General features: G+C 63.3%; 21 protein-coding genes, 1 tRNA gene and 4 pseudogenes. 13 read left to right on the top strand and 13 right to left on the bottom strand.

Annotation, left to right across the window (positions count from 1 at the left end; translation table 11 throughout):
- Positions 1-32: 32 nt before the first annotated feature.
- The 3 genes from CGZ66_RS08225 (at position 33) to CGZ66_RS08215 (ending at position 2,893) form a co-directional block, all read left to right on the top strand.
- Complete coding sequence (locus CGZ66_RS08225) at positions 33-944, top strand: D-alanyl-D-alanine carboxypeptidase family protein (protein ID WP_245331041.1); 912 nt, start codon at positions 33-35, stop codon at positions 942-944.
- A 660-nt stretch (positions 945-1,604) separates the two neighbouring features.
- Positions 1,605-2,516, top strand: coding sequence for a DUF1003 domain-containing protein (locus CGZ66_RS08220; RefSeq protein WP_095083313.1), 912 nt, complete (start codon positions 1,605-1,607; stop codon positions 2,514-2,516).
- 300 nt (positions 2,517-2,816) lie between these two features.
- Positions 2,817-2,893, top strand: a tRNA-Arg gene (locus CGZ66_RS08215).
- A 223-nt stretch (positions 2,894-3,116) separates the two neighbouring features.
- On the opposite strand, the gene CGZ66_RS08210 is transcribed toward CGZ66_RS08215, so the two are convergent.
- Positions 3,117-3,305 carry a hypothetical protein gene (locus CGZ66_RS08210; RefSeq protein ID WP_095083311.1) on the bottom strand — a complete coding sequence of 63 codons (189 nt, stop codon included), beginning with the start codon at positions 3,303-3,305 and terminating at the stop codon, positions 3,117-3,119.
- Positions 3,306-3,360: 55 nt separating this feature from the next.
- Complete coding sequence (locus CGZ66_RS08205; RefSeq protein ID WP_095083308.1) at positions 3,361-4,533, bottom strand: MltF family protein; 1,173 nt, start codon at positions 4,531-4,533, stop codon at positions 3,361-3,363.
- On the opposite strand from CGZ66_RS08205, the pseudogene CGZ66_RS08200 reads away from it, so the two are divergent.
- The 6 genes and pseudogenes from CGZ66_RS08200 to CGZ66_RS08180 all read left to right on the top strand — a co-directional run.
- Positions 4,526-5,408, top strand: a pseudogene (locus CGZ66_RS08200) (Mu transposase domain-containing protein); the annotation flags it as partial. The gene CGZ66_RS08205 and the pseudogene CGZ66_RS08200 overlap by 8 nt on opposite strands.
- A pseudogene (gene istB / locus CGZ66_RS08195) lies at positions 5,398-6,057 on the top strand (IS21-like element helper ATPase IstB); the annotation flags it as partial. The pseudogenes CGZ66_RS08200 and istB, both read left to right, overlap by 11 nt.
- Positions 6,032-6,205, top strand: a pseudogene (locus tag CGZ66_RS41695) (hypothetical protein); the annotation flags it as partial. The pseudogenes istB and CGZ66_RS41695, both read left to right, overlap by 26 nt.
- Before the next feature lie 157 nt (positions 6,206-6,362).
- Entirely contained in the window at positions 6,363-6,572 is a 210-nt protein-coding gene (locus CGZ66_RS40685) for a hypothetical protein (RefSeq protein ID WP_095083306.1), read from the top strand.
- Positions 6,573-6,585: 13 nt separating this feature from the next.
- Complete coding sequence (locus tag CGZ66_RS08185; RefSeq protein WP_245331040.1) at positions 6,586-8,658, top strand: recombinase family protein; 2,073 nt, start codon at positions 6,586-6,588, stop codon at positions 8,656-8,658.
- A 4-nt stretch (positions 8,659-8,662) separates the two neighbouring features.
- A pseudogene (locus tag CGZ66_RS08180) lies at positions 8,663-8,836 on the top strand (ATP-binding protein); the annotation flags it as partial.
- Between the two features lie 49 nt (positions 8,837-8,885).
- On the opposite strand, the gene CGZ66_RS08175 reads toward CGZ66_RS08180, so the two are convergent.
- Together CGZ66_RS08175 and CGZ66_RS08170 are read right to left on the bottom strand one after the other, a co-directional pair.
- On the bottom strand, positions 8,886-9,311 hold the full coding sequence (locus CGZ66_RS08175; protein WP_095083301.1) for a hypothetical protein: 426 nt from the start codon (positions 9,309-9,311) through the stop codon (positions 8,886-8,888).
- Positions 9,312-9,769: 458 nt separating this feature from the next.
- Positions 9,770-10,882, bottom strand: a complete 1,113-nt coding sequence (locus tag CGZ66_RS08170; RefSeq protein ID WP_167392031.1) for a LacI family DNA-binding transcriptional regulator — start codon at positions 10,880-10,882, stop codon at positions 9,770-9,772.
- A 579-nt stretch (positions 10,883-11,461) separates the two neighbouring features.
- Between CGZ66_RS08170 and CGZ66_RS08165 the strand changes: the two genes are divergently transcribed.
- The 4 genes from CGZ66_RS08165 to CGZ66_RS08150 all read left to right on the top strand — a co-directional run bounded on the left by CGZ66_RS08165 (position 11,462) and on the right by CGZ66_RS08150 (position 16,144).
- Positions 11,462-12,424, top strand: coding sequence for a sugar-binding protein (locus CGZ66_RS08165; RefSeq protein ID WP_095083299.1), 963 nt, complete (start codon positions 11,462-11,464; stop codon positions 12,422-12,424).
- 105 nt (positions 12,425-12,529) lie between these two features.
- Entirely contained in the window at positions 12,530-14,068 is a 1,539-nt protein-coding gene (locus CGZ66_RS08160; RefSeq protein ID WP_095084325.1) for a sugar ABC transporter ATP-binding protein, read from the top strand.
- A gap of 59 nt (positions 14,069-14,127) precedes the next feature.
- Positions 14,128-15,123 carry an ABC transporter permease gene (locus tag CGZ66_RS08155; protein ID WP_095083296.1) on the top strand — a complete coding sequence of 332 codons (996 nt, stop codon included), beginning with the start codon at positions 14,128-14,130 and terminating at the stop codon, positions 15,121-15,123.
- Between the two features lie 121 nt (positions 15,124-15,244).
- Positions 15,245-16,144: an aldose 1-epimerase gene (locus tag CGZ66_RS08150; protein WP_095084324.1), complete on the top strand. Its 900-nt coding sequence runs from the start codon at positions 15,245-15,247 to the stop codon at positions 16,142-16,144.
- A 27-nt stretch (positions 16,145-16,171) separates the two neighbouring features.
- On the opposite strand, the gene CGZ66_RS08145 is transcribed toward CGZ66_RS08150, so the two are convergent.
- The 9 genes from CGZ66_RS08145 to CGZ66_RS08105 all read right to left on the bottom strand — a co-directional run bounded on the left by CGZ66_RS08145 (position 16,172) and on the right by CGZ66_RS08105 (position 24,966).
- Positions 16,172-16,387, bottom strand: coding sequence for a hypothetical protein (locus tag CGZ66_RS08145; RefSeq protein ID WP_095083294.1), 216 nt, complete (start codon positions 16,385-16,387; stop codon positions 16,172-16,174).
- A complete protein-coding gene (locus CGZ66_RS08140) occupies positions 16,384-17,139 on the bottom strand; it encodes a COG4280 domain-containing protein (protein ID WP_095083291.1) in 756 nt (251 codons plus the stop codon). Before CGZ66_RS08140 ends, CGZ66_RS08145 begins: the two co-directional genes overlap by 4 nt.
- A gap of 70 nt (positions 17,140-17,209) precedes the next feature.
- Positions 17,210-18,253 (bottom strand): ABC transporter ATP-binding protein, encoded by a 1,044-nt coding sequence (locus tag CGZ66_RS08135; protein ID WP_095083289.1) that lies wholly within the window; start codon positions 18,251-18,253, stop codon positions 17,210-17,212.
- The gene (locus tag CGZ66_RS08130; protein WP_167392030.1) at positions 18,250-20,079 is read right to left on the bottom strand and encodes an ABC transporter permease; all 1,830 of its coding nucleotides are present in this window, start codon (positions 20,077-20,079) and stop codon (positions 18,250-18,252) included. Before CGZ66_RS08130 ends, CGZ66_RS08135 begins: the two co-directional genes overlap by 4 nt.
- Before the next feature lie 31 nt (positions 20,080-20,110).
- Complete coding sequence (locus CGZ66_RS08125; protein ID WP_167392029.1) at positions 20,111-21,115, bottom strand: ABC transporter substrate-binding protein; 1,005 nt, start codon at positions 21,113-21,115, stop codon at positions 20,111-20,113.
- Positions 21,116-21,190: 75 nt separating this feature from the next.
- Positions 21,191-22,114: a MurR/RpiR family transcriptional regulator gene (locus CGZ66_RS08120; RefSeq protein ID WP_095084323.1), complete on the bottom strand. Its 924-nt coding sequence runs from the start codon at positions 22,112-22,114 to the stop codon at positions 21,191-21,193.
- A gap of 329 nt (positions 22,115-22,443) precedes the next feature.
- A complete protein-coding gene (gene phnN, locus CGZ66_RS08115) occupies positions 22,444-23,073 on the bottom strand; it encodes a phosphonate metabolism protein/1,5-bisphosphokinase (PRPP-forming) PhnN (RefSeq protein WP_167392028.1) in 630 nt (209 codons plus the stop codon).
- Entirely contained in the window at positions 23,070-24,224 is a 1,155-nt protein-coding gene (locus CGZ66_RS08110) for an alpha-D-ribose 1-methylphosphonate 5-triphosphate diphosphatase (protein ID WP_095083284.1), read from the bottom strand. Before CGZ66_RS08110 ends, phnN begins: the two co-directional genes overlap by 4 nt.
- Positions 24,225-24,258: 34 nt before the next feature.
- Entirely contained in the window at positions 24,259-24,966 is a 708-nt protein-coding gene (locus CGZ66_RS08105; RefSeq protein WP_095083282.1) for a DUF1045 domain-containing protein, read from the bottom strand.
- Positions 24,967-24,995: the final 29 nt, after the last annotated feature.

The following is a 24,995-nucleotide window of genomic DNA, read 5'->3' as shown; positions in this document are numbered from 1 at the left end:
TTACGTTAGCTTCGCCTCATCTCAGCAACAGTATGACCAGAACAGACTTGCCCTTGTCCAACCCGCGTCCACTGCCGCTCGTCCAGAGACTTTTTGCGGCCCTTGGCCTGTTGCTGCTGCTTGCCGGCTGCACGACCGTGACGCCGCCCGATGCCGTGCTGGCGGTGCCGGCGCCGCCGCAGAAATATGCCGCCATCGTCGTCGACGCCAAAACCGGCAAGCAGCTGTTCGAGGTCAACTCGACGGCGCAGCGCTACCCGGCCTCGCTGACCAAGATGATGACGCTGTACCTGCTGTTCGAGGCGCTGGAGACCGGCCGCGTCACCAAGGAGACGCAGATCCCGGTGTCGGATCACGCCGCCTCGCAGCCGCCGACCAAGATGCGCTTCCGGCGCGGCGAGACCATCGACGTCGATTCGGCGATCCGCGCCATTGTCGTCAAGTCGGCCAACGACGTGGCGGTGGCGGTCGGCGAATATCTCGGCGGCTCGGAGGAGCAGTTCGCCGCCATGATGACCGCCAAGGCGCGCCAGCTCGGCATGGTGAGCACCGTGTTCCGCAACGCGTCGGGCCTGCCCGACGACGACCAGCACAGCTCGGCGCGCGACATGGCGGTGCTCGGCATGGCGCTGCATTCCCGCTTCCCGCAGCAGTTCCACTATTTCTCCGAAAGCGATTTCATGTTCCGCGGCAGGCTGGTGCGCGGCCACAACGACATGCTCGGCCGCGTGCGCGGCGTCAACGGCATCAAGACCGGCTACATCAGGGCCTCCGGCTTCAACATCGTCACCTCCTACGACGCCGACGGCCGCCAGCTGATCGTCGTGGTGATGGGCGCCGACAGCGCCCGCCAGCGCAACGATCATGTCGAGACGCTGATCCAGCGCAGCCTGTCGCCTGCCATGGCCGACACCAAGACCAGGCTGATGTTCGCCGAGCAGTGAGGAGTGGTCCGCGCAGCGGACAAAAAGCCAATTGCTTGGCTTTTGAACGACGAACGCCCTGAGTCTGCGAAGGGCGAGCTGCCGGTAGCAAGCATTGCCCGCTGAGGGCAATTGTGCTATAGATTCGGCTATGGTGCTGATTTGCGCCAACTGACCTACAGGACGAGTAACCCGCCGCGAGGCGGGTTTTTTGTTGCCGTCGCTAACCATGCCGCGACTTCGGAGCGCTGCCGCGGTGCTGAAGTTCGTGTGATGTCGGCGGGACGGCACCCCCCTCTGTCCTGCCGGACGTTCGTCGTTAGGAAAGCCAAGCAATTGGCTTCCCGTCCGCTACGCGGACCACTCCTCAACCCCCGCAAGGAGGGAGATTGGCAGTTTGCTCTGACGGCGCCTTTTCTTCGACGTTGGGGATTGGCGAAAGCCGTTGTGACATACAATCTCCCCCCCTTGCGGGGGAGATGTCCGGCAGGACAGAGGGGGTGGGAAGGATCGCTACCGAACGAGCTTCCATCCCGCCGCTGCATTCTTCGGCCATGCCAGCCGATGCCCCTTCAGATCGATCACAAGAACTTGTACGCCATGCGAAATCCGTCGCGAAACTGGCGATGTTGCGGCATAGGCGTATCGTCAAGCTGAGCACCCCCATCAGGAGCCCGCACCATGAGCACCGTCCCGAAAACGCCGGAGCAGCCGGCAGAAAACCAGAACGATGGCGGCGGCGAATATTTCGAGGCGCCGACCATCGGCGAGCATGAGGCCGAGCATGGTTCGGACGAGCACTCCGAGGTGCCCGAAGTGCCGGATTCGGAGCCATCGGCTCCAGGCGCATCACACGCCAAGGCGAAGAAAAAGCCATCGGCGATCTCGGGGCGGAAATTCCGCAAGCGCGATCTGGTCCGCATCGACACGCTGCGCCCGAGCCTCGCCGACCGCATCCATGCCGACCATCCGGACCTGCCGGCTGGCGCCCGCATCAGCCGCGCCGAGCTTGGCCGCTACCGCATGCGCTACATGGAGGAGCTGCTCCAGCAGGAGCATGGCGAATTCTCCGAGCTCGACCGCCAGGTGGTCGAATCGATCGCCAGGCAAGACACCATTTCCGAAAACAGCGAGGAGGAGTTCGAGGAGCACCGGACATTTGCCGACCGCGTCTCCGACAACATGGCCGCCTTCGGCGGCAGCTGGTGGTTCCTGATCTCCTTCGCCACCGTGCTTCTGGTGTGGATCGGCGTCAACCTGCTCGAGGGCACGGTGAGCGCCTTCGATCCCTACCCCTTCATCCTGCTCAACCTTCTGCTCTCCTGCATCGCCGCCATCCAGGCGCCGATCATCATGATGAGCCAGAAGCGGCAGGAGACCAAGGACCGCCTGCGCTCCTTCAACGAATACCGGGTCAACCTCAAGGCCGAGCTCGAAGTGCGCCATCTGCACGAAAAACTCGACTACCTCATCTCGCGTCAATGGACCCGCCTGGCCGAAATGCAGCAGATGCAGCTCGACGCGATGCACGAACTGACCGGCGCCAAGAAGCCAAAGCGCGCGCCGCGAAGGGCGCGAGCGGTGAAGGGGTGAGGAGTGGAGGAGCGGTAGCGGACGGAAAGCCAATTGCTTGGCTTTCCGAACGACGAACGGTGAAACCCCGGTCCGCCTTCGGGCGGATCGAAAGGTCCGGTGGACCTTTTGAGGGGGCTGAACGCCCGAAGGGCAAGGAGCCTGCGAAGGGCCACGCGGAGCGCGAACCGGATCAGGCTGCTCGACCCTCAGACGCGGCCAATCACCAATTGCCCGTTGAAGCCCGCTCCGGCTTCCGCTAAGAAGCCGTGACTTGCCGGTTCACCGGCTGGTTCGTTTTCAAGATCGCCGGTCCTGAAAGCACCCGTAGCTCAGCTGGATAGAGCGCTGCCCTCCGAAGGCAGAGGTCACAGGTTCGAATCCTGTCGGGTGCGCCATGTAAAAGGCTGATCTTATTACCAAATACGGCGTGCATTCAAAGGTAGACTTCTGGCGCAATGTTTGGGGTAACACCGGGGTGACACCGTTCTGTTATTTCAAGCTGCCAGATCGAGCAAACAGCTAACGGTGATTTTGCGGTTGCACACTGGAGATTGGGCATGAGGCTGAGTGGGCAGCGTGCCTCGATTGGCCAGGCTGGCAATATCCTCACCCGGCCGGTCAACCTGCCAACCCGACATCGTCGGAATCGCCCTCGAAGGCGTGCTGGTGTTCGACATTGGCGAAGACCATCGAACTGGTGCTGAAGTCCCAGCTGCCGCTCAGCTCAATCTCCCACCAGCTGCCATGGCGATCCGCAGCAGACGGTCCAGGTCTCAGCGCAATCAGCACGTTCGACGCTACTTGCACAACATTTCGGGCCGTGAAGTCGCGCTGAGGCGGATTCGACCGACTTTGGCGCCCATCACTGGGCGCCCACCACAGCGGTCTCAGGCTTCCGCTCGGCTTTGCGCTCTTCATAGAGCGTGTAGGCGATATAATATTTGTAGATGTTGCCAACATACTGGACCGTCTCGCGCCCGATGATCTTGGCGGCGCCGTTCTCGACATTGCCGAACCACACATTCGGATTGAGCCCGAGATCCATCGTGGCGCGCCGGATCTTCTTGAGATTTCCTGCGCCTGCATTGTAGGCGGCGAGCGTGATGAGGATCCGGTCGACGGGCTTGATGTCTCGCTCGGTCACGTAGTGCGTCGTGAGATAGAGCATGTACTTGGCGCCGGCCTCGATGTTGTGGTCCGCGCTATCGGCAATGCCCGTGATGCCGACCGACTTGTCGGCCGCCGTCGTGGGCAGCAGCTGCATGATGCCGACGGCGCCGCGCGAACTGTGCTCGCTCTGGTCCAGCCGCGATTCCTGGTAACCTTGCGCGGTGAGAAGCAGCACGTCGGTCTTGTAGGTTGCCGCGTGCTTCTCGAAGTAGCCCGATAGCTCCTCGAACCTCTTGAGGTCGGCCTTGTCGTAGGCTGCCCGCACGATCTTGTCGCTCTGGTAGTAGCGCTTCTTCAGCATATTGCCGAAGGTCGTCCCCACCTTGTGTTCCTTGACGAAGCCGGCGAGCATCTCCTTCAGCTGCGGACTGTCCTTGCGGATCGCCCATGCGATCTGGCCGTCGTCCGCAATGGCGATGTCGTCGTTGACCTTGATGTCTTCGAACACCTCGGCCCAGATGCGGGCCGAGAAGCGATCGACGATGCACCATGGAAGCAGCCCTGCATTGACCATCTCCATCAGGTCTTCGTCTTCGAGGTTCTCATCGATCTCGCGAACGAGAATCTCGGCCTTGCCGGCCAGCTTGCGATCCGCGTTGATCGCCAGGAGATGCTCGTAGTAGCTGCTGCTCTTGCGGACAAAGACCTCCTTGCCGCCCAGGTTGTCGACCGTCGCCACAGGCGGCGCCGCCGGTCCGGTGACAAGGACTTCGTGCACGCCTTCGGCGAAAGGCGCAGCGAAATCGACGATCTGCCGCCGGCCGGCCGTGATTGTCAGATTGCCGCCTGCAACGTCTCCCTTGCCCTCGTTCAACGCGGCAAGCAACTGGTCTCTCGCAACCGGGACGAAGGCGATCCGCTTCATGGCAATGGCCAGCCACTATCTCTACGAGCCTGAGTTCTGCAATCCGGCCTCTGGCTGGGAGAAGGGACAGGTCGAGAAGAACGTGCAGGATGCGCGTCATCGAACTGTGGCAACCCATGCCGCGCTTTCCATCCCTGGAAGCCCTGAACGACTGGCTGGAGGTTCGATGCAAGGAGTTTTGGCACAAGACCCCGCATGGCAAAATGCGCGGCACCATTGCGGATGTCTGGGCCGAGGAAGCCCAGGCTCTCATGCCGGCGTCCCGTCTCTTCGACGGCTTTGTCGAATACACCAAGCGGGTCTCCCCAACCTGCCTCGTGCATCTGGAGCGCAACCGCTACAGCGTTCCGGCGTCCTTTGCCAATCGGCCCGTGAGCCTTCGGGTCTATCCGGATCGTGTCGTTGTCGCTGCAGAAGGTCTGATTGTCTGTGAGCATCGCCGCATCATCGATCGCTCGCATGATCGACCAGGACAGACGATCTATGACTGGCGGCACTATCTGGCTGTCGTTCAGCGCAAGCCAGGCGCCCTACGCAACGGAGCACCGTTTGCCGAACTTCCCGATGCATTCAGGTCGTTGCAGCAGCATTTGCTCAAGAAGCCGGGCGGCGATCGCGAGATGGTCGAGATCCTGGCACTTGTCCTGCAACACGACGAGCAGGCCGTGCTCCTGGCCGTGGAGATGGCGTTGGAGGCCGGCGTTCCAACCAAGACCCATGTGCTGAACCTTCTCCATCGGCTCGTCGACGGCAAATCCCTCACGCCGCCGGCCATCGATGCTCCTCAGGCTTTGACGCTCACCAATGAGCCGAAGGCCAATGTCGAACGCTATGATGCCTTGAGGAAGGCCGTGGAGGTGCGCCATGCGTCATAATCCTGCCAGCGGCGCAATCGTCATCATGCTCCGGAGCCTGAAGATGCACGGCATGGCGCAAGCTGTGGGCGAACTCACCGAACAGGGAGCGCCAGCGTTTGAAGCCGCCATTCCGATCCTGTCGCAACTGCTCAAGGCCGAGACGGCGGAACGCGAGGTCAGATCGACAGCCTATCAGCTCAAGATCGCACGCTTTCCAGCCTATCGCGATCTTAACGGCTTTGACTTCGCCAGCAGCGAGATAAACGAGGCACTCGTGCGGCAGCTTCATCGCTGCGAGTTCGTCGATGAGGCCCACAACATTGTGCTTGTCGGCGGCCCCGGAACAGGCAAAACCCATATTGCGACCGCTCTTGGCGTGCAGGCCATCGAGCATCATCACAAACGGGTTCGCTTCTTCTCGACGGTCGAGCTGGTCAATGCGCTGGAACAGGAGAAGGCTCAGGGGAGATCCGGCCAGATCGCCAATCGCCTCGTCCATTCCGATCTCGTGATCCTGGACGAACTTGGCTACCTGCCGTTCAGTGCATCAGGTGGAGGATTGCTCTTCCATCTGCTGAGCAAGCTCTACGAACGCACCAGCGTCATCATCACCACAAACCTCAGCTTCAGCGAGTGGGCGAGTGTCTTCGGCGAACCCAACATTACAGGGTGCCGCCATTCTGGACGGGGTGGTATCTCATTTAACCGTCACGGATCCGCGCCACGGCCTTGCGGGTCAGCGTCTTCAGCTTTTGTCATCCCATTCGGCCCGAGGTCCAGACTTCGTCGTCGTACGGCTGCCTGACGGGCGCCGGCGTTCTATTCGGCGCTCGGTAACCGACCTCGCAGCGCCGTCTCCGAAAGAACAAGGCGCGTCGAAGTCGTTGGGGCGGATCAACGCCCGGACGTTGCTCACATTGATGCACCATTTGAACAGCACATTCGCCTCTCGTATCGAGGAGGTGATTCGCGATGAACATCCAGTCGAATCTGCACCGCGTAGCGTCCCAGACCTTCACCGAACTTCCGAACCCGGGCATGACAACACTCCCGGGACCTTGGCTCAACTTGCCAGCGGAAACGCAAAAGCAGATCGCACAGAACCTTGCTCCCCTGCTGATGCGGATGCGACCAACGCGCGCGCTGCTCGAGGCGGACGGGCATGTTGAGAGCGTCGAATAGGCCGGACGAATGTGTGACAGCCGCGCATCGCGGCAAGCTCGCTTATATTTACGTTCGCCAGTCTTCCGTGAACCAGGTGCGGCATCATCAAGAAAGCACGGAGTTGCAGTACCGCCTCGTCGATCGTGCCGTCGCCCTCGGCTGGCCGCATGAACGTGTGCACGTCATCGATGAGGATCTTGGCAAATCGGGGTCCGGGACAGTTGAGCGGGTGGGGTTCAAGAAGCTGATCGCCGAGATCGGGTTGGGCAATGCCGGCCTTGTTATCAGCCTCGACGCTTCGCGGCTTGCCCGCAACAATCGCGACTGGCATCAGCTCCTTGATTTGTGCTCGCTCTTCAGCGTCATCATTGCCGACGGCGAACGTCTTTATGATCCCTGCGCTTACCACGATCGCCTGCTGCTCGGCCTGTCCGGCATCATGAGCGAGGCGGAGCTTCACCAGATCAGGCAGCGCCTCCATCAGGGCGAACGTCAGAAGGCGGCGCGTGGCGAGCTGCGGCTTCCCGTTCCCGCCGGACTGGCCCATGATCGCGCAGGCGGGATTGCTCTCAATCCCGATGAGCAGGTGCAGGCAAGGCTCATCCTTGTCTTCGCCAAATTCCGCGAGCTTCACAGTGCACGGGCCGTGATGCGATACTTGCGAAAGAACGATCTGCCACTGCCTGTGCGTCCACTTATGGGTCCCGCTCCGCACGATATCATGTGGCGCGAGGCCGACAGTTCACGGGTTCTCAGCATTCTCCAAAATCCTGCCTATGCCGGGGCGTATGTTTATGGACGATACCGGGCGGAGGGCGGGCGGGTTCGCCATGATGTCTATCGCCCGAAGACGGTGAAGGTCCCCATCGCGGACTGGGAGGTTTGTCTTCAGTCTGCCCATCCCGGATACATCGACTGGGAGGAATTTATGGAGAATCAGAGACTACTGGCAAACAACATCAACCGCTATAAGGCTGGCCATTCCGGCGTGCCGCGCAAGGGAGCGGCACTGTTGCAGGGTATTGCCGTTTGTGGCCGGTGCGGTCGCCGGATGAGCCTACGCTATAGCGGTCCTGCAGGTAACTATCCCGTCTACACGTGTCGTGCCGACCGCGATCAGGACGGCGGACCGCTATGCCAGGAAGTGCGCGCGCTGCCCGTCGACGCACATGTTGAAAGCATCCTGCTCGACGCTTTGAAGCCGGACAGGATTGCCATCGCCATTGCCGCGCTGGGCCAGATTGAAGAAGAGACACGTCAGCTCGAGCGACAGTGGGCTCTGAGGCGCGAGCGGGCCCGCTATGAGACGGAACGGGCACGGCGCCAATACGACGCGGTGGAGCCCGAGAACCGTCTGGTGGCGCGTTCTCTGGAGCGCGGCTGGGAAGAGAAGCTGCGCGCCGCCGAAGCCGTCGAGCAGGATTACGAACGGTGGCGGTCCGACGAGCCCCTGGTCTTGAGTGAGTCCGACCGCGAGTGTCTTCAAAAGCTGGGCGAAGACCTGCCTGGCATCTGGTATGCCCCTTCAACGACGTCGGCCGAGCGAAAGGGCATCCTGCGTCTCATCATTGACGAGGTCGTCCTCGATCAGAAGCGGTTGCGGGGCCAGGTCTGGTTCAAGATCCTGTGGCAGACCGGGGCAACAAGCGAGCATTCTCTTCAAAGGCGTGTCCACACCTACGCCAACTACATCGATATCGAGAGATTGCGCGAGCGCGTGACGGAGCTGAATGCCGACGGCAAGATGGACAAGGAGATTGCGGCGACGCTGAACGCGGAAGGCTTTGTCGCAGCACGCGGCTGCGCGTTCAAAGGTGAGAATGTCTGGCTTCTGCGGACACGCTGGAGCATTCCCACCGTCAAGATCAACGGGATTGGCGCCAATCCAGCTCGGTGGCCGGATGGAACCTACTCCGTTCAAGGGGCAGCAGCCGCCTTGGGTATCACACCGCAGGTTATCTTCGACTATCTCGCCCGCGGATGGGTCACGGGGCGTCAGCTCACGAAAGGCCAGCCATGGCAAATCGAACTCTCGGACAACCAGATCAGCACGCTGCGGGCGCGCATCGCACGCAACAGGCGATCAAGGAAGGAGGCATCATGACAACTTCGGTGACGCCAAGATGACAACCGCCCTTCTCGACAGGCTCACCCATCATTGCCACATCCTGGAAACCGGAAACGACAGCTTCCGGTTCAAGAACAGCTCTGCACACGAGCCTAAGAAAGCGAAGGAGAAAGCCAGAACCTTGACCCTCAACCCCGAACCGAAACATACATGAAAGGCGGGTCAAATCTCGGTGGAAATGCCGGGTCAGTTCTCAGTGAAAATCAACAGCTGATGCCGCCGCCATTGCCGCCGATGGCCCGGTCGCCGGTGAAATCGACATTGTTGATCGTCACATTGGCGCCGGCGCCGACGAACAGGCCGCCGCCCAGCCCGGCGCCGCCGCCGCTGCCATTGCCTTGCCACACGCCGCCGGTACCGCCTCTTGCCGTGGTATGGACGATGTCGAGGTCGTTGATCGCGACAGTGCCGTGCTCGATGACGAAGCCGCCATAGGTGTTGGCGCCGTCAATCGTCTGGCCATTGCCGTTGATCGTCAGGTTTTCGCCGGCCGTCAGGAACAGCGGCGTCATATTTCCGCTGAGCGTGAAGCTGGTCGTGAAATTGAAGATGTCTGTCCCGGCGCGGCCCGCGATAGCGGTGATCGCCGCGTTGAGGGTGGCCTGGTCGGAAATCGTGAAAGTGGTCATCGTCGTCCCTCGTTAGCGCCCGCACCGACGCCTGGCGGTGATGGCCGGGTTCGCCGCAAAAATTGATCCTCTGGGTTTAGCCGCCGACCCTGGTCGGCAAGAGGAATGCGCCAACGCGCCGCGTCCTGGACCGCAGGCGCGCGAGGGGTCGCGCCCCGCCATCCGAAAAGACCTGCCGCTCAAGCGTCATCCGCCCCTTGTGCCCTGCTGGAGCCCGTCGACAGGACACAGCTGTCCGCCCGGATGCCGCGCCAGGGACAGCGCACCCGTTTCAAGCACCAAATTCTTGAGGCAACCCAAACCCAACCGCGGCGGACGCTAGGTCGGGACTTGCTCGCGGTCAATTCGCGGCATTTGACTATTTCTGGGCGGACTTTTGCATGGCCGCGAACAACCGGGCAGCGAAGGCAATGGAAGACATGAATTGCCGCTGAACCTCTTCAAGCGCGACGCGCTTTTTAGGACACGGCCGCCACGGCCCGCACACTCTCCCGTTCCACGAGCGGGCATTCCAGCTTGGTGATCGGATAGCGTCCTCGCCCAGGAGCCGCCGGCACCTCGAGCTGCTCGATCGCCCATTGTCCCATTGCCATGTGCGGCAGGATCGAGGTCGTCAGCGGTGGGAACAAATGCCGGGCGATTTCCTCGTCGTCGTAGCCGACGACGGAAATGTCCTGCGGAATGTGCAGGCCGGCTTCCTTCAGCGCCTCGTAGCAGCCGATCGCGGTGCGGTCGTTCTGGCAGAATATGGCGGTCGGCCGGTCCTTCAGCGCCAAAAGCTTGACGGTCGCGGCATAGCCGGCGCTGGCCGACCAGTCGCCCTCGACCACCAGTTCGGGATCGAACGGGATGTCGGCGGTGGCGAGCGCCCGGCGATAGCCCTTCAGCCGGTCTTGTGCGGCCTGCATCCACGGCTCGCCGGTGATGGTGGCGATGCGGCGGTGGCCGTGGCTGATCAGGTGGCGGGTGGAGCTTTGGCCGCCGGCGATCTCGCTCGGCACCACGGCGGGGAAGGCATAGTCCGCCGTATAGCAATTGAGCAGGATCACCGGGATGTCGAGGCCGTAGAGATAGTCGGGCGCTGTTATCTCGCGGGTGAAGATGGTCATGTAGATCAGCGCCGAAATGCCCCGCTTGGTCAAGGCGGCGATGGCGCGCGGCTCCATGACGGAATCGCCCAGCGTCTGCGCCACCAGAAGCACGTTGCCGGCGTTCCACGAGGCCTGCCGGGCGCCTTCGATGGCGACGACGGCTTCGGGGCTGGTGGCAAGCTGGTCGACGGCAAAGCCGATAACCCCGTCAAGCCCTTCGAACGAGGCCACGGGCGCCCGCAGGGCGGAGAATGCCGGCGCGGCATAGCCGAGGGAGCGCGCGGCCTCGATCACCCGTTCGCGCGTCTGCTGCGACAGCTTGATGCCGGGCGAATTGTTGAGCACGAAGGAAACGGTCGCCTGCGAGCAGCCGGCGGCCCTGGCGATGTCGGTCATGGTGACGCGACCCCTGGCGCTCTTTGCCGGCGGCTTGCGCCGCTTCGCCGTGTCGAGGGTTTCCGGATCCGTCGTCTCGCTCATGGCATCCCCAATCCTAGGCCTGTCTAGCGGCAGCCGGTGAGGCCGACAAGATGGCGTGACATTATCGATTTATAGAAATCGCTGCGATCATTTATATCCATTAGCGCTCTCGAGGTCCATCTCTCACGCAGTGCCATAGGGTCCGAAACCCAAAAGCCACAAGGCTTGCTCTCAGACGCACGCAATGCGCCGGCTCGCCGGCAGGTGCGCCGCGAAACCGCAATACTGCCCTGGGTACTGCTCAAAAACTAATACTGTTTACTAATACAAAAATGCGCTGTACCGTCAATCCATCGCATCCGGCCCGGTCGGTCCGGGAGCGGTGGGAGTGCGTGAAAACAGCCCGATGGCGAGCGGATACTACCTCCGCCAGCTCTGTTTTGGACAAGTGATATGTCTGACAAATCGGACTATTTACGAACGAAGGATGAGTCTCTAAAGTCCATGATCGCAGCTGGAACGACGCCGTTGTTTCGGCGCCGGGACCCTTTGAGGAGGAGGGCGTTCAAGCTGCAGACGGCAAATTCCAGGTGACTAAGATCGGTCAGTCGAACGACTGAGCCAAACGGGAGGTTGAACATGAAATCCTTGATACGAAATGCATCCGTAGCCACAGCGGCGCTGCTCATCGGCCTGACGGCGACGGCCATCGCACGCGCCGACGACAAGCCGACGCTGGCCTTCGTCGTCAACGGCGCTTCCGATTTCTGGAAGGCCGCCGAAGCCGGCGTCAAGAAGGCGCAGGGCGAACTGCCGGACTACAATCTCGAGCTCAAATATCCCGAGCAGTCCTCCGTCGCCATCCAGCAGCGGCTGATGGATGACCTGGTTACGGCCGGCGTCAAGGGCATCATGGTCTCGGCCGTCGATCCCAAGACCTCGACCGACGGGCTGAACAAGATCGCCTCGCAAACGGCGCTGTTCACTACCGACAGCGACGCCCCGCAGACCAAGCGTGTCGCCTATATCGGCTCGTCCAACGTCGATGCCGGCAAGCAGGCGGCCGAGATCGCCAAGAAGGCGATGCCCAATGGCGGCAAGTGCCTCGGCTTTGTCGGCCTGCTCGGCGCCGACAATGCCAAGGAGCGTATCCAGGGCATGAAGGACGGCCTCGCCGGCACCAAGATCGAGCTCGTCGACGTGCGTGGCGACGACATCGACCAGGCGCGCGCCAAGAAGAACGTCGAGGACGCGCTGGTCGCCAGCCCCGACGTCACCTGCATGGTCGGCTTCTATTCCTACAACACGCCGCGCATCTATGAAGCGCTGCGCGACGCCGGCAAGCTCGGCTCGATCACCGTCGTCGGCTTCGATGACGATCCGATCACGCTGGGCGGCGTCAAGGAAGGCACCGTTGCCGCCACCGTCGTGCAGCAACCCTTCGAATGGGCCTATCAGGGCATGAAGCTGATGGCTTCCTATCTCAAGGGCGACAAGTCGGGCATCCCGGAGGGCGGCCTGATCATCATCCCGACCAAGATCATCGGCAAGGACGACGTCGACGCCTATGCCGCCAATCTGAAGGCGATGTCCGGAAACTGAGACAGAGCAATTGCGCCGGTCCGGGGTTCGCCCCGGGCCGGCATTCGTATTGACGGGCCGGCGAAGGCCGGTCAGTCTGTGGCCCACCGGCTGCTGTCAGGCGTGATGAATTATTCCGAAACATCCATAACGGCGTCCACCCCGTTCCTCACGCTCGAGAACGTGCGCAAGACCTATCCAGGCGTCGTCGCGCTCGACGGCTTCTCCATGGAGGTCAGGCCGGGCGAGGTCATCGGCCTCGTCGGCGAAAATGGCGCCGGCAAATCGACCTTGATGAAGATCCTCGGCGGCGTCACCAGGCCCGACACCGGCACCGTCACGGTCGACGGCATCGCCCATGACGGGCTCTCGGTCGAAGCCAGCCTCGGTTCGGGCATCGCCTTCGTTCATCAGGAACTCAACCTGTTCGACAATCTCGATGTTGCCGCCAACATCTTCTTTGGCCGCGAGCCGTTGCGCGCCGGCGCGCTCAAGCTCGTCGACCGCGCCCGGCTGCGCACCATGGTGGCGCCGCTGCTGAAGCGCGTCGGCGCCAATTTTTCAGCCGACACGCCGGTCGCCGCTCTGTCGCTGGCCCAGCAGCAGATGGTCGAGATCGCCAAGGCGCTGTCGATCAAGGCAAGGCTGGTCATCCTCGACGAGCCGACATCGAGCCTGCCGCTCGCCGAAACGGACAAACTGCTCGACGTCATCAAGGCGTTGAAGGCTGACGGCATCAGCGTCATCTTCATTTCGCACCGCCTGCATGAGGTCGAGCGTGTCGCCGACCGCGTCGTCGTTTTGCGCGACGGCATGCTGGCCGGAACGCTGCAGAAGAGCGCCATCAACCACGACCAGATGGTCAAGCTGATGATCGGCCGCATGCTGAAGGAGCGCGAAAAAGCCTCCGAGGCCGCGCGGGCTCCCGGCGCCGTCGCGCTTGCCGCCAAGGCCATCCGCACTCCTGCCTATCCCAGCCGGCCTGTCGATCTCGATGTCAGGCGCGGCGAAATCCTCGGCCTTGCCGGGCTTGTCGGCTCCGGCCGCACCGAACTGGCGCGAGTGTTTTTCGGCATCGACAGCAGCCTTGGCGGCGCGCTCGAGCTTGGCGGCAAGCCGCTTGCGCTGGGCTCGGCGGCGGATGCCGTCGCCCACGGTATCTTCCTGGTGCCCGAGGACCGCAAGCTGACCGGCATCCTGCTCGACCTGTCGATCGCCCAGAACATCTCGCTGCCCAATCTGCCGGCGCATGCGCGCCGCTCCCTGGTTTCGGCAAGTGCCGAGACCGCCACCGCCGAAAAGCAGAAGAGCAATCTCGGCATCAGGGCGCCGTCGGTGCAGACACGCACCGGCACGCTTTCGGGCGGCAACCAGCAGAAGGTCGTGCTCGGCAAATGGCTGGCCATGAACCCGAAAGTGATGATCCTCGACGAGCCGACGCGCGGCATCGATATCGGCGCCAAGGCGGAAATCTACGGGCTGATGCGGGCGCTGGCCGACGCCGGCGTCGCCGTGCTGATGATCTCCAGCGACATGGAGGAGGTCATCGGCGTGTCCGACCGCATCGCCGTCATGCATGAGGGCCAGATCTCCGGCATTCTCGACAAGGACCAGTTCAGCCAGGAAAACGTGCTGCTGCTGGCGGTGGGCAAGCAGCCGAAATAGTTTTTTGCCGCGGGGTCGCGGGAAGCGCGATCTGCTCAGGCGGCATTGGGGAGAAGACGATGAGCAAGAAAGATCTCGGCCTGCTGATCCTTATCCTGGTGGTGGGAACGGTGGTGGCGATCATCAACCCGCGCTTCCTGCTGCCGATCAATCTCGCCAACACCTCGAACCTGATTGGCCTGTTCGGCATCCTGTCGATCGGCCAGGCCTTCGTCATCATCACCGGCGGCATCGAATTGTCGGTCGGCTCGGTTGTCGCGTTGCTGGGAACGCTGTTCATCGACTTCATCGCCGTGCGCGAGCTGGATTGGCCGCTGGCCTTCGTGCTGATCATCGCGCTCGGCGCCATCATCGGCCTGGTGCACGGCTGGCTGATCACGCGGCTCAAGCTGCAGCCCTTCGTCGTCACCCTGTGCGGCCTGCTGATCTATCGCGGCGTCGCCCGCTTCTACACCGCCGACGGCACCGCCGGCTTCGCCTTCGGTCAGAATTTTCCTGACCTGGAATTCCTGACGGCCGGCCGCTCCTGGGGCGTGCCTAACAGCTTCATCGCGCTGATCGTCATCTCCATCGTCATGTGGGTGGTGCTGCACCGCTCGGTGTTCGGCCGCTACCTCTATGCCATCGGCAAGAACGAGGAGGCGGCGAAATATTCCGGCATCCGCACTGGCCGCGTCGTCATGGCCGCCTATGTCATCTGCGGCGTGCTGACGGCGCTGTCGGCGATCTATTTCGCCATGTACACGCGCTCGATCTCGCCGGCCAGCCATGGCCAGTTCTACGAGCTTTATGCCATTGCCGCGGCCGTGCTCGGCGGCTTCTCGCTGCGCGGCGGCGAGGGCTCGTTGATCGGCGTCATCCTCGGCACGGTGCTGCTGCAGGAACTGCAGAACCTCGTCAATCTGCTCGGCATCCCATCCTCGCTCAATTTCGCGGTGATGGGTGGCGTCATCCTCATCGGCGTGCTGGTCGACCAGCAATGGGGCGTGTTCCGGGCAAGGCGGCTGATGGTCGACGCCGCTCGCAAGAACGTGGCCGGTGCGGCCGCGGAATAACCGTCAGCCCCGGCACAGCTCTGTATCGATGAAATGATTGCAGCCGTGGTGCTCTTCTGCGATCCACTGGACACGCACATCGGGCAATTGCCTGATATCGATGGCGGATGGATGGCAGGCGATGGGTGCAATTCCTGAACCGTTGACGCTCAGGGCCAGGGCGCTCGAGGTCGATCTCGTGCCGCGCATTGGCGGCAGCGTGGGCTCGCTGCGCTGGCGCGGCATCGACCTCATGCGCCGGCTTTCCGATGACGATCGGCAAGCGGGCAACGTGCTTGGCGTCGCCATGTTTCCGATGATGCCCTACGCCAACCGCATCGCTGGAAATGCCTTCGACTTCGCAGCCAAGCGCTGGCAGGTCCAGCCGAACAATCCACCCGAAACAATAAACGTGCATGGCAGTGGCTGGAAACACGCCTGGACTGTCGCTGAGGCGAGCGACGCCCAAGCAACGCTGTCGCTGGATATCGCAGCCGGCGTCGAACCCTTCTCCTATCGCGCGACGCAGGCTTTCGAGGTGTCCGAGGTAGGGCTCAGCGTGGCCATGACGCTGACCAACACGGGGCCGGTTTCCATGCCGTTCGGTTTTGGCCTGCATCCCTGGTTGGATCGCGACCCGGACGTCACGTTGCAGTTCGAGGCGACGCGATTCTATCTCGAAGAACCGCTGGGCATCGCGGGCGATCCGATCACGCTTGCACCCGAACTCGACTTCGCCGCCGGCCGCCCTTTGCCCGCCGGCTGGCGCAACAATGACTATGGTGGCTGGACAGGCGAGGCGACGCTTCGCTTTCCCCTGCGCGGCGCAGGCTTGCGCATCAAGGCCGATCCCGTCTTCGGACACCTGATGCTGTACGCCGACCCGACGAAACCGTATTTCTGCGTCGAACCGCAGACCAACGCCTCCGGCGCTTTCAACCGGGGCGGATGGAGCGATCCGGACGAAGGCGTCATCGTGCTCGCCCCAGGCGAAAGTGCGGCTGGCACCGTGTCGCTGATGCCCTTTGCCCTTGGAGCTTAGACTGGAGCAACCGCCTCAGCGCCGGCCCTATCGATTGGTCCCGCGTGCGGCGCGGCGAACGCTGTGCAACAGGATGGCGAGGCAGCCTATCAACAGCAGGGCGCCGCCGATCGGCGGGGGCAGCGCCAGCAGCTTCACCGCCGTCGTGATGATGGCCACCAGGACCAGCGCCAGCAGCGCCAGACTGCCGTCATCGACGAACATGCCGAAGAATTCCCTGGCCGCAAGACGAATGACGTTCATCGGACGAGCCCTCCGGTGAGTGTGGGGTAGGCACCGCGCAGCCAGCGCACCATGGCAAACGACGCCAGCGCGACGATGGCGAAAATGGCGAGCAAGGCGAGATCGGCACCCGGCCAGTCGGCGCCGATGCCTTCGCCGGTCCAGAAGATGCCGAAGCTGGTCAGCATCAGCCCGACGACGAATTTCAGCGCATTTTCCGGCACCCGTGCCAGCGGCCGATGGACGGCCAGGCCGATAAGCATCACCAGGACGAAAGCCGCCAGCGCGCCGAGGCTGGCGTAGAGCGTTTGCCCATGTGCGGCGCCGACCGCAATGACGATGAACACCACCTCGACGCCCTCGAGCAGCACCGCCTTGAACGACGCCAGCCCGGCGAGGTAGTCGGCGCGGCGGTCGTTGGCCTGTTGGTGCAAGGCGGCGGTTTCCTTGGAGAAGGCCGCCTCCTCGTCATGCAGGGCGATGACGCCGACGCTGCGCAGGATGGCCTTTCGCAGCCAGCGCATGCCGAACAGGATCAGCAGCACCCCGACGACGAACTGCAGCGTGGTGATGGGTACCAGCGCCAGCAGCGGGCCGAACGTCAGCACCAGGGCCGCCAGCAGCGCCAGCGCCAGTGCGGCGCCGGTCAGTGCCGGGCGCCAGCTGCGCGTCACCCCGACAGCGAGCACGATGGTGAAGGCCTCGACGACCTCCACGAAAGACGCCAGGAATGCCGCCGTGATCGTCGAAAGGATGGGTGTCAGAGTCTGCATGAAGGTTTCCTGTATCGTCTCGTTTGACCATGATCTGTTCGAAGGTCGTTGCCCAGCGGATAGCGCATCACTATGCGCTCAGCACCACACAGCGCTCCGGTGGCAGCGAAAAAGCAAGTGAGGCGCCAATTGGCGGCGCTTCCGGCCAGTCGAGCCGCACGCGCTGCGGCCCCAGATCGACCGCCAGTCGCCAGCATCGGCCCTGGAAGGCGCTCGACAGCACCCTGCCTTGCAGGCGGTTGTCGGGATAGGCGTCGGCCGGGCGCGCGTCCTCGGGGCGAATGACCAGCATGCCGGCGCCGGAACGGGCGCCCGGAGTGCGCACTGTTTCGGCATCGCTGTCGGCGATCGAGAAGCGTTCGTCACGAACCTGGCCGCGAACGATCGAAAAACCGCCGATGAAGCTCGCCACGAAGGAATCGGCCGGCGCTTCGTAGATGGCGCGCGGCGTATCGAACTGGACGATCTCGCCCGCCCGCATGATGGCGATGCGGTCGGAGACGGCCATCGCCTCCGCCTGGTCGTGCGTCACATAAACGACGGTGATGGCTTCGCGGCGCACCAGCTCCATCATCTCTATGCGCATGTCCTCGCGCAGCGCCGCGTCGAGATTGCTCAGCGGCTCGTCGAACAGCATCAGCGCCGGCCGGGCGGCAAGGCAGCGCGCGATGGCGACGCGCTGCTGCTGTCCGCCGGACAATTCCGTGGGATAGCGATCCCGGTAGGGAGCAAGACGGGTGACGTCGAGCGCATGGGCCAGCCGCTGGGCGATGTCGCGATCGGAAAGCCGCTGCGCCTTGAGCCCGAAGGCCAGATTGTTGGCGACCGTCATGTGCGGCCACAGCGCATAGTCCTGGAAGACCATGCCGATCTGCCGCCTTTCGGGCGGTATCACTGACTTTTCGCTCCACACGACGCGTCCGTCCAGCGTGATCAACCCCTTTTCGGGCTCGACCAGTCCGGCAATGATGCGCAGCAGCGTGGTCTTGCCGGACCCGCTGGCGCCGAGAAGGGACACCACCTCGCCGGCGGCGATCTTGAGATCGAGGTTGGTCAGAATGGCGCGGCCACCGAGCGACTTGCAAATGCCGGTGCAATGCAGGGAGGCGGTCATGACAAGGTTCCCGCTCTGGCGATCTGACCGCTGCCGGGTTCGACATGCCCGCCACTTCGGCGCGGTTTGACGAACCGCTGAAGCGGATACCAGACCATTGCCGCGCCGATTCCCGCGACCGCCATCGCGACCAGCGCGATTGCCGATGCCAATCCGTCGCGGTCGTGGCTGAACAGTTTCAAGATGAGCGTCGGCGCCGGCGGGCCGCTCTGGGGAATGAGCATCTGCGAGATCGGCAGTTCGAACACGGTGCGGATGAACGTCAGCAGGAAGGCCGTCACCACACTCAGCAGGATCAGCGGCAGGGTGATCGCCAGCAATCGCTGGATCGTCCCGACGCCGTGCAGGCGCGCCGCATCCGTCAGGCTAGGCGCCAACTGGCCGATGGCCGAAAGGATCACCACCAGGCAATAGGGAAGTGCCGCCGCGACATAGCCCATGACCAGCAGCGAGCCATCGCCATAATGGGGAAACGGCCAGTCGCGGAAACCCGGCAGGCGATTCCAGACGAGGATATAGCCGAAGCCGAGCACGATGCCCGGTATCGCCACCGCGCCCAGCGACAGGCCGACGACGGCGGTGCGCAGGACCGGGCTCGCACGGTCGAGCTGCGCCGACAACAGCAAAGCAAGCGTGCTGGCGATCACCGCCGTCAGCCCGGCATAGAACAGGCTGCGCAGCAAGCCGTCATTGGCCGCGGTGTTCAGGCTGAGCGCCGCCACCACATTGACGGTGGTGACATTGCTCCAGATCAGCCCATGGCCCAGCGTTTGCGTCAGGGCGCGCGCCGCGATCGCGGCGAGCGGCAAGGCGAGCGCGAGGAAAGCGATGGCGAGCGCCGCCGCCATGGCGAGCCAGCGCCAGCTGCCGAGATTGTAGAGTCGGGCCGGCCGGGCGCGCCCCGATATCAGGCGCGGATCGGCGCGGCGACGCAACAGCCGGTCCGCCACCACGACGAGCAGGACAAGACCGAGCAAGACCAGAGCCTGGGCGCCGGCAGCGGGAAAGTCGACGGGATAGTCGCTTGCGGCCGCGTAGATGCCATAGGTCAGGACACCGAAGTCAGACATTCTGGCAATGGTCGAGGCGAGGCCGAAATCGGACAGCACCTCGGCGAAGGTGGCGATGAAACTCAAGGCGATGGCCGGCGCCAGCAAGGGACCGTTGATGCGCAGCCAGATCCTGAGCGGCCTGGCACCGGAGAGCCGCGCGGCATCTTCCAGTTCGCTGCCCAACCCGGCCAGCGCGCTGCCGATAATGAAGGCCGCCAGCGGGAACAGGCTGAGCGTGTGGACGAACACCAGGCCGGTCAGCCCGAAAAACGACGAGCCCAGCCAGGCAGGCAGCAGTCCAAACTGCGCCAGATAGCCGCCGGGCGACATCAGCAACACCCAGGCGAGTGCCTTCAGATAGGACGGTGTCAGGAAAACCAGCCACGGCACCGCGGAAATAGCGGTTCGCAGCGGAATGTCACAGCGCTGGACAAGGACCGCGAAGGCGCCGCCCAAGGCGGTCGTGGTGAAGGCGACGAGCATGCCGAGTTCGAGCGAATGCAGGACCGATCCGGCGACATAGGGCGACCTGAAGACGCGCGCCAGGGGCTCGAGGCTCAAACTGTTGCTTGCACCTTGCGCGGCGAACAGTCCAGGCATCACTGCCTGGACCAGCACCAGGGCAAGCGGCAATCCGATCAGCAGGGCGAACACGGCGTAGATAACCAACGGTCCACTGCCGCGGACGAGCGCCGGCAGGCCACCTCGCGGCCGCTTTCCGGCGCTGGCGCCGCGGATAAAAGCCGCGGCGCCAGGATGCTGGAGGATCGTCATTGCCAGAACAGCCTGGACCCAAACGGCCGGATCACTGGACGAAATTGTCTTTGTACCACTGCTTCCACTCGGTCTCGTGGGCGGAGGCTGCGGCATCGTCAAGATGCGTGTAGGTGATATTGGTTTCGCGGCCGGGCTTGGCGTTTATGCCCTTGATGATCGGGATGTAGAAGAAGTCGGTGTCGTCGCCATTTTGCATGGCGGCCTGGCCTTCGGCGCTGGTGACGAAATCGATGAATTTCTGCGCCGCGTCCATGTGCTTGGTCTTGGCGCTGATGCCGAGGCCTTGCGGCAGCGATACCGAACCCTCGCTCGGATAGACTGCGACGACGGGTTCGCCGGCAGCAATCTTTGAAAAGATGGCGCTGTCCTGGTTGATGCCGACGGAAGCATCGCCAGTCAGCACGGCCTTGTTCACCTTGCCGCCGCTCGACAGGCCCGACAGCGTCTTGTTGGTCAGCGTCTTGGCCAGCAGAATCTTGCCTGCATCGAGGCCGTTGGTCTGGAAGAAGCCGGCCAGCCACTGGTAGGCCGGACCTGACAGATTGGGATCCTTGGCCGCGACGCTGCCGGCGAAGGACTGCAGGTCGGACCAGGACTTGGGCATCTTGCCGGCTGGCACTTTCTTGGTGTTCACCTCGATGGCGGTGGTGCTGGTGCCGGTCGGCAGGAAGGCGTGGCTTTGCGGGATCAGCGACTTGCCGAGATCCGTGAAGGCCACCTTGTCGTAGGCGGCGGCGGGAACGGCCTGCAGCACATGGTCGGCCGCCATGCGCTCCATGACGGCGGAGCCATCGAGCCAGACGATGTCAAATTGCGGGTTGTCGCCTTCCGCGGCGATCTTGCCCAACGTCTCGCCGGTGCTGCCGGGCTCGACGACATCGACGGTAAGCCCCGTCTTGGCCTGGAAGGCCTTTGCCACCGGGCCGGCGAAATCGAGCGCGTCGTAAAGCACCAGGTCGGATGCCGAAGCAGGCGCTGCCATGGAAAGCGCGCTCAAGCCAATTGCAAAGCAGAATGTCGTGCGGATTTTCATCTCGTTCTCCAGTAATTTGGTAACGGGCACAATAAGTCCCATCATATCATACTAATGTAACTTGAATGTTTTGTGTCAACTACGCGAGTTATTCGCATTATTCTTTCGAACGCCTCGTTTTATCCATGCCTTGTCAATCGAGCCGCGCAGCGAGCTCAACCGCTCAAGACTGTCAAAAGCGGCTTCGCTGTTGCGCTTCGCCAGCCCGATGATCATTGCCTCGATGAGAACGATCGTGCCGCCATGCATGGCCAGATGGCCAGCCTTGCCGCGCGGAACCGGCAGCGTTTCCGCCACCTTGCCGGATACCAGCGGAGCCAGGCTGTCGCTGATCAGCACGACGGGGACGTCAAGTTGAATCGCCTGATCGAGGACGATCTCGACCTCGCGATAGAGCGGCGCGTAGGCCATCATCAGCACGGCATCGCCCTTGCCGAGCCACAGCAAGCGGTCGGCCAGCGCAATTCCCGACACCGACAGCGCGCTGGTCGGCAGGCCGATGCGGTTGAATTGCAGGCTGGCATAATCGGCCATGGCGCCCGACGGCCCGATGCCGAAGACATGGCGGCGATTGGCTCGCGCCAGAATGTCGACGCTGCGCTCGAAGGCGGCCGCGATCTCCAGACGCTTGAGCACGTCGAGCACGCTCTCATGGAGTTCGATCACGTGCCGCAACGCCCCGGCGCCGTCGTCACCGGTCTCCTCTAAGGTGCGCGCCAGGCGCTTGCCGGGGGATGGCGTGCCGGTCAGGTCCGACAGCAGCATCTGGCGAAGCGAGGAGAGACTTTCAAAACCAAGCGAACGCGCCGTCCGCACGACCGTCGCGTCGCTGGTGCCGGCCAGTTGGGCGATCTCGGCCGCCGAACCCAGAAGCACCGACTGCTTCTGGTCGACGAAGAACCGAGCCATGCGCTGCTCGGCGGGTGGGAGGCTTTCGATCGCCGCCTGGACACGGGCATCGACCGTCATCTTGAGATCTTCGGAGGCGTCATCTGTCATGAGAGTTGGTTCGCTCGTCCGGCTGTAGTGATTGCAACCGAACAACAACATCCGAAATGTCTATTACAAGGATGTGACAAGTGCAGTCAGGCGCGGGCGAACGCGTTGCCTGTCCGCAGACGAGCGGCGCCGAACCGCCGGAGTGGCATCGGCGGCCGTGGCGTGGCGATGCCCGAAATCGAAATTGGAGGAGGGCGGCTTGAGAGCAATTCCAGGAAAAAGTGTGAAACGGTTTTCCCGGGGATAGCGCATAGCGCTTTCCCTCAGGGAATTGCGTCAAGCAAAGAGGGATAGAGCGGTTCGGCTTTTCTGTGAAACGATGAACCGATCTAGATCAGGCCCGACATGTCGGAGAAGGCCATCGCCTTGCGCAGCACCTCGGCGAAGCGTTCGCCGGCCGCCTCGCGCGGGCCGCTGTTGTCGATCGAGGTGACATCAGGTCCGGACAAGGTCACATTGGCGCTGCGCGCCAGCCGCGCCAGCACTTCGCCGCGCGACTCGCGGCCGCGCATCGCCAGCCGCTCGGCCAGCACGTCCGGCGAGGCGGTGATCTCGACGATGGCCAGATTAGCATAGCGCTCGCGCAGCACCGGGATGATCGCGCGCGACACGTTGGCGACGGCAACATGGCCATTGGCGACCGACCAGTCGACATCGGCCGGAATGCCATAACGCAGGCCGTGCGCCTCCCAGGAGATGGCGAAGGCGCCATCCGCTTCGGCTTCAACGAAGGCCGCGTCGGCCAGCGTGTCGTGATCCTCGCTCGCGGCATCGCTCGGCCTGGTGATGACGCGGCGAACGAACTCCAGCCGGGTCTCGTCGGCAAAGCGGGCGCGGGCGTAGCCGATCACCGTGTCCTTGCCAGCGCCGCTCGGTCCGACGACGGCGACGAAGACGCCGTCGCGGATCGGAAACCTCTCGGCGGACAATTCGCGCTCGATCAAGGCCGAGACCATCATGCGACCCGGCGTCCCTGCCGCCAGACCGTGCGCACGACCGGGACATGGTCGTCGACACGCACGCGCACCAGATCGGCGCGACGGCCCTGCTCGATGATGCCGCGGTCGGTCAGGCCGACCGCTTCGGCCGGGTTCTTCGAGACCATGGCGACCGCCTGCGGCAGCGAAATGCCTTCGACAACGTCGCCGAGGAAGAACGCCGACTGGATCAGGCTAAAAGGAATGTAGTCGGACGACAAGATGTCGAGCAGCCCGTCGCCGGCCAGCGTGCGGGCCGAAACATTGCCCGAATGCGAAGCGCCGCGCATGACGTTGGGCGCACCCATCAAGACGCCGAGCCCGGCCTGTTTCGAGGCCCTGGCGGCTTCCTCCGTGGTCGGGAACTCGGCGACGCGCACGCCCTGTTCGATCGCCTCGTCGACATGGCCTGTCGTGGCGTCGTCGTGGCTTGCCAGAACGATGCCGCGCTCGTGGCAGGCGGCGGCGATATGGACACGGTTCGGTCCCGAATTCCGGGCCGATTCCGCCATCCGCTTTTCGCAGAACAACTTGAAGTCGCGGTCGGTCAATTTCAGCTTGCGCTGGTAGTAATAGGCATAGGTTTCGAGGTTGACGAACTGGCGCTGCCCGGGCGCGTGGTCCATCAGCGATGCCAGCTTGACCCGCTCGTCGCCGTCGAAATTGGCGAAGGCCTTAAGGCAGTCCGGCGCCGAAACCTCGCAGCGCAGATGGATGAAATGGTCGGCCCGCAGACGATCTTGCTGAACACTGTCCTCGATCGCGTCGGCCAGCTTGCGGATGTCGTCCGATGTCAGGTCGGCGTCCTCGTCCATGCCGACGCGCAAGGCATCGAGCACGGTGGTGATGCCGGCCGTCGCCACTTGCGCGTCATGGGCGAGCACGGCGGCGATCGGGTTCCAGCGCACCTTCGGCCGCGGCGCGTAGTGGCCTTCGAGATGGTCGGTGTGGAGTTCGACCAGCCCGGGAATGATGTAGTCGCCGCCCATGTCCTCGCCGGCCATGGTCCCGCCGGTGTGGCCGGTGCCGGCATCGATGCCGGCGATAAAGCCGTCGCGCAGCACCAGCGAACCCTCGACGATCTCGTCGGCAAGCACGATGCGCGCGTTAGTAAGAACAGTTTCGGCGGTCATTTCAGGCAGTCCTTGTTTATTCCGGCTGGGTTGTTCAGGCGGTTTTTCTGGCAGGGCGGCGCCCGAGCGCGTGATGGGAGAGCACCATGAACGGTGCGCCCGGTTCGGTTTCGACAAACAGCGTCAACGCATCCACCAGCACCGGCTGTTGCAACACCTCCGCGAACAGGCTGTCGATTGCTGCACGAAGACGAGGGCTTTCCTGTGGCCCCGCCCGGCCGGACAGCGTCATGTGGAAGCGGAAGGTCTCGAAGACATAGGGATAGCCCCACTGGCACAGATTGCGGAATTGGGCCGGCTTCAGCGAGTCCGGGCTGCGCCGTTCGATCTCCGCCTCTGTCAACGGTGCGCGAAACCGGTCGAAACCGAGCACCACGTCATCGGCAAAGCGGTTGAGCGGAGGCAGCGGTCCTTCCGGCACCAGCGCAAAGAAGCTATCGATCTGGCTGACGACAAGGCGCGGGATCGTCACCACCGGCGTTGCCTCGGCAAAATGGTCGAGTGCCGCGCGCAGCGAGGTCTCCGTCTCGTTGGCAGCCAGCCGGAAGGGGGCTTTCAGCGTCGCGTGAAAACCGTAGCGCCGCGCCGAAGCGGTGTGGAAGGCAACTTCCGCCGCCGACAGATCGGCCACCGTCTCCACCGGCCTTGTCGCGCCACCGAACGGGTCGCGGCCCAGCCAGTTGGCGGCGATCCGCGCCAGCGGCTCGTCCTGCCGGGGAGTGAAATAGATGGCGTAGCGCATGGGAAGAAGTCCTCGTTAAAGCGCGCCGC

The organism is Mesorhizobium sophorae (assembly GCF_002270415.1).
In the GTDB taxonomy this organism is placed as follows: Bacteria; Pseudomonadota; Alphaproteobacteria; order Rhizobiales; family Rhizobiaceae; genus Mesorhizobium; species Mesorhizobium sophorae.
Note: the sequence above shows the minus strand (reverse complement) of the source record. Positions and strands in the feature narration are given on the sequence as shown.

Bases quoted from the DNA above. Each gene is read 5' to 3' on its own strand.
- CGZ66_RS08225 (WP_245331041.1), top strand. From the start codon at position 33: ATGACCAGAACAGACTTGCCCTTGTCCAACCCGCGTCCACTGCCGCTC.
- CGZ66_RS08220 (WP_095083313.1), top strand. From the start codon at position 1,605: ATGAGCACCGTCCCGAAAACGCCGGAGCAGCCGGCAGAAAACCAGAAC.
- CGZ66_RS08205 (WP_095083308.1), bottom strand. From the start codon at position 4,533: ATGAAGCGGATCGCCTTCGTCCCGGTTGCGAGAGACCAGTTGCTTGCC.
- CGZ66_RS40685 (WP_095083306.1), top strand. From the start codon at position 6,363: ATGAACATCCAGTCGAATCTGCACCGCGTAGCGTCCCAGACCTTCACC.
- CGZ66_RS08175 (WP_095083301.1), bottom strand. From the start codon at position 9,311: ATGACCACTTTCACGATTTCCGACCAGGCCACCCTCAACGCGGCGATC.
- CGZ66_RS08170 (WP_167392031.1), bottom strand. From the start codon at position 10,882: ATGAGCGAGACGACGGATCCGGAAACCCTCGACACGGCGAAGCGGCGC.
- CGZ66_RS08165 (WP_095083299.1), top strand. From the start codon at position 11,462: ATGAAATCCTTGATACGAAATGCATCCGTAGCCACAGCGGCGCTGCTC.
- CGZ66_RS08160 (WP_095084325.1), top strand. From the start codon at position 12,530: ATGAATTATTCCGAAACATCCATAACGGCGTCCACCCCGTTCCTCACG.
- CGZ66_RS08155 (WP_095083296.1), top strand. From the start codon at position 14,128: ATGAGCAAGAAAGATCTCGGCCTGCTGATCCTTATCCTGGTGGTGGGA.
- CGZ66_RS08150 (WP_095084324.1), top strand. From the start codon at position 15,245: ATGGGTGCAATTCCTGAACCGTTGACGCTCAGGGCCAGGGCGCTCGAG.
- CGZ66_RS08145 (WP_095083294.1), bottom strand. From the start codon at position 16,387: ATGAACGTCATTCGTCTTGCGGCCAGGGAATTCTTCGGCATGTTCGTC.
- CGZ66_RS08140 (WP_095083291.1), bottom strand. From the start codon at position 17,139: ATGCAGACTCTGACACCCATCCTTTCGACGATCACGGCGGCATTCCTG.
- CGZ66_RS08135 (WP_095083289.1), bottom strand. From the start codon at position 18,253: ATGACCGCCTCCCTGCATTGCACCGGCATTTGCAAGTCGCTCGGTGGC.
- CGZ66_RS08130 (WP_167392030.1), bottom strand. From the start codon at position 20,079: ATGACGATCCTCCAGCATCCTGGCGCCGCGGCTTTTATCCGCGGCGCC.
- CGZ66_RS08125 (WP_167392029.1), bottom strand. From the start codon at position 21,115: ATGAAAATCCGCACGACATTCTGCTTTGCAATTGGCTTGAGCGCGCTT.
- CGZ66_RS08120 (WP_095084323.1), bottom strand. From the start codon at position 22,114: ATGACAGATGACGCCTCCGAAGATCTCAAGATGACGGTCGATGCCCGT.
- phnN (WP_167392028.1), bottom strand. From the start codon at position 23,073: ATGATGGTCTCGGCCTTGATCGAGCGCGAATTGTCCGCCGAGAGGTTT.
- CGZ66_RS08110 (WP_095083284.1), bottom strand. From the start codon at position 24,224: ATGACCGCCGAAACTGTTCTTACTAACGCGCGCATCGTGCTTGCCGAC.
- CGZ66_RS08105 (WP_095083282.1), bottom strand. From the start codon at position 24,966: ATGCGCTACGCCATCTATTTCACTCCCCGGCAGGACGAGCCGCTGGCG.